The organism is Aeromicrobium sp. PFPM2_SD2 (assembly GCF_057364525.1).
On record NZ_JBNFNZ010000330.1, the window covers coordinates 1 to 2,812 of the forward strand.

General features: G+C 75.2%; 3 protein-coding genes and 1 pseudogene. 3 read left to right on the plus strand and 1 reads right to left on the minus strand.

Annotated features, from left to right (window positions below):
* Positions 1 to 130: 130 nt before the first annotated feature.
* Positions 131 to 1,207 (minus strand): uroporphyrinogen decarboxylase, encoded by a 1,077-nt coding sequence (gene hemE / locus AC2W7G_RS13055; protein ID WP_485868823.1) that lies wholly within the window; start codon positions 1,205 to 1,207, stop codon positions 131 to 133.
* Between the two features lie 63 nt (positions 1,208 to 1,270).
* Between hemE and AC2W7G_RS13060 the strand changes: the two genes are divergently transcribed.
* The 3 genes and pseudogenes from AC2W7G_RS13060 to AC2W7G_RS13070 all read left to right on the plus strand — a co-directional run.
* Positions 1,271 to 1,852 carry a DUF3000 domain-containing protein gene (locus AC2W7G_RS13060; RefSeq protein WP_485868824.1) on the plus strand — a complete coding sequence of 194 codons (582 nt, stop codon included), beginning with the start codon at positions 1,271 to 1,273 and terminating at the stop codon, positions 1,850 to 1,852.
* Positions 1,849 to 2,368: pseudogene (locus AC2W7G_RS13065) on the plus strand (3'-5' exonuclease family protein); the annotation flags it as partial. The gene AC2W7G_RS13060 and the pseudogene AC2W7G_RS13065, both read left to right, overlap by 4 nt.
* A 175-nt stretch (positions 2,369 to 2,543) precedes the next feature.
* Positions 2,544 to 2,812, plus strand: a 269-nt coding sequence (locus tag AC2W7G_RS13070) for an HRDC domain-containing protein (RefSeq protein ID WP_485868825.1), incomplete at its 3' end; no start/stop codon positions are given.

Sequence of the window (2,812 nt, forward strand, 5' to 3'; positions counted from 1 at the left end):
CTGCGCAGCTTGCCGCTGACGCGGTCGGACGCCTCGAGGACGACGACCTCCGCGTCGGGGCGCGAGCTCGCGCACGCGCAGCGCGGCGGCCAGCCCGGCGATCGCCGCCGCCCGACGACCGCGACGCGGGTCATCGCGCCTCGTACCCGTGGACGAAGTCGACCAGGCGCGTCAGCGCGTCCGGGTCGGTCGCCGGCAGGACGCCGTGGCCGAGGTTGAAGACGTGGCCCGGCGCGGCCCGGCCGGCCTCGATCACGCGTGCGGCCTCGCGCTCGACGACCTCGGTCGGCGCGAACAGCGTGGTCGGGTCGAGGTTGCCCTGCACGGCCTTGCCCGGGCCGATGCGCTTCACGGCCTCGTCGAGCGGGACGCGCCAGTCGACGCCCACGACGTCCACGCCGGCCTCGCCCATCGCGCCGAGCAGCTCGCCGGTGCCGACGCCGAAGTGGATGCGCGGGACGTCGAGGTCGGCGACCGCGGCGAGCGCCGCGGTCGAGTGCGGCAGGACGAACTCGCGGTAGTCGGCCTGCGACAGCGCGCCGGCCCAGGAGTCGAACAGCTGCACGGCCGACGCGCCGTTCTCGACCTGCACGCGCAGGAACTGCCCGGCGATCGCGGCCAGGCGTCCGGCCAGGGCGTGCCACAGCTCGGGCTCGGAGTACATGAGCTGCTTGGTGCGGCCGTGGTCGCGCGACGGCCCGCCCTCGATCAGGTAGGACGCCAGCGTGAACGGGGCACCGGCGAAGCCGATGAGCGGCGTGGAGCCGAGCTCCTCGACCAGGGCCCGCACGGACTCGGCGATCGGGTCGACGTCGTCGGGCTCGACGTCGCGCAGCTGCGCGAGCTGGTCGGCCGAGCGGATCGGCTCGGCGACCACCGGGCCGGTGCCCGGCACGATGTCCAGGTCGACGCCGATCGCCTTGAGCGGCACGACGATGTCGCTGAAGAAGATGGCGGCGTCGACGCCGTGGCGGCGCACGGGCTGCATCGTGATCTCGACGACCAGGTCGGGGCGGAAGCACGAGTCGAGCATCGGGACGCCCTCGCGCACGGCGCGGTACTCGGGCAGCGAGCGGCCCGCCTGGCGCATGAACCACACCGGGGTGTGGGAGGGGGCGCCACCACGGGCGGCCTGGAGGAACGGGCTGTCGGCCAACGTCGTCGTCACGCGGCCGATTCTCTCAGGTCGGCCCCAGGTCGCTCCCATCGGACGGCGGCCCTCGGAGTGTCGGAGCCGTCCGGCGTCGGTCCCGGCGCCTACGATCACGATGTGGGAGCCCGCGAGCCGATCGACCGAGAGCCCGCAGCGTTCGTCGCTGCGGTCGAGGCCATGCGCCACGCGCCGTTGCGCCCCGAGGTCGGGGCCGACGAGCTGCCGCCGCCGCGCCGCATCGCCCCCTACGCCTACGCCATGACCGGCGACGTCACGGTCGACGACGACGAGATCGGCACCGGGCGCTTCGTGCTGCTGCACGACCCCGCCGGCCAGGACGCCTGGGAGGGCACCTTCCGCTGCGTCACCTTCGCCCGCGCCGACATCGACCCCGAGATGGCCGCCGACCCGGTGCTGCCGTCGGTCGGCTGGAGCTGGCTGGTCGACGCCCTCGCCGGCTACGGCGCCGAGCACGCCGTCCCCAGCGGCTCGGTCACCGTCGTGCGATCGGAGGGCTTCGGCGACCTCGACGACGACACCGGCTCCGCCCAGGTCGAGCTGCGTGCGTCCTGGACGCCCGTCGTGCCCGACGGCCGCCACGCCGCCGCCTGGTCCGACCTGCTGTGCACCCTCGCCGGACTGCCGCCGCTGCAGCCGGGCGTCATCCCGTTCCCGTCCCGGCGTGGCCAGCGCGGATGACCGAGGAGACCCCCGCCCAGCCCGACGCACCCGAGGTGCCCGACACGCCTCGGCGCCTCCGCTGCGCCTGCGTGAGCCGCTGCCGCCGTCATCGCGACGCCGGAGGCGCTGGCCCCGTACGTCGCCAAGGTCGCCGCCGGCTCCGGCCCGGTCGTCTCGACGCCGAGCGGGCCTCCGGCTACCGCTACTCCCAGCGCGCCTACCTCGTGCAGGTGCGGCGCGAGGGCGCGGGCACGGCGCTCATCGACCCCATCGCGCTGCCCGACCTGTCGAGCCTGGACGAGGCGATCGGCGACGCGGAATGGATCCTGCACGCCGCCACCCAGGACCTGGTGTGCCTGGCCGAGGTCGGCCTGCGCCCGCGCGCGCTGTTCGACACCGAGCTCGCCGGACGCCTGCTGAACCTGCCGCGCGTCGCTGGCGACGCTCGTGGAGTCGCTGCTCGGCCACAGCCTGGCCAAGGAGCACTCCGCGGTCGACTGGTCCACGCGTCCCCTGCCCGAGCCCTGGCTGGAGTACGCGGCGCTCGACGTCGAGGTGCTCGTCGAGCTGCGCGACGTCATGGAGGAGCGGCTCGTCGCCGCCGGCAAGCGCGAGTGGGCCGCGGAGGAGTTCGAGGCCCTGCTGACGTTCACCGGCCCGGCCCCGCGCACCGACCCGTGGCGTCGTACCTCCGGCATCCACCGGGCCCGTGGACGCCGCGCCGCTGGGCGTCGTGCGCGACCTGTGGCTGGCCCGCGACGAGATCGCCCGCGAGCGCGACATCACGCCGTCGCGCGTCCTGCCCGACGCGGCCATCCTCGAGATCGCCCAGACCCTGCCGCGCGACCAGCAGGTCCTGCGCGGGCTCAAGTCGCTGCAGCGACGCGGCCCGCCGGACGCTTCGTTGGCCCGCCTGGGCAGCAGGTCGTCGACGACGTGCTGCGGCTCGACGCGCCGACCTGCCCACCGCGTCCCCCG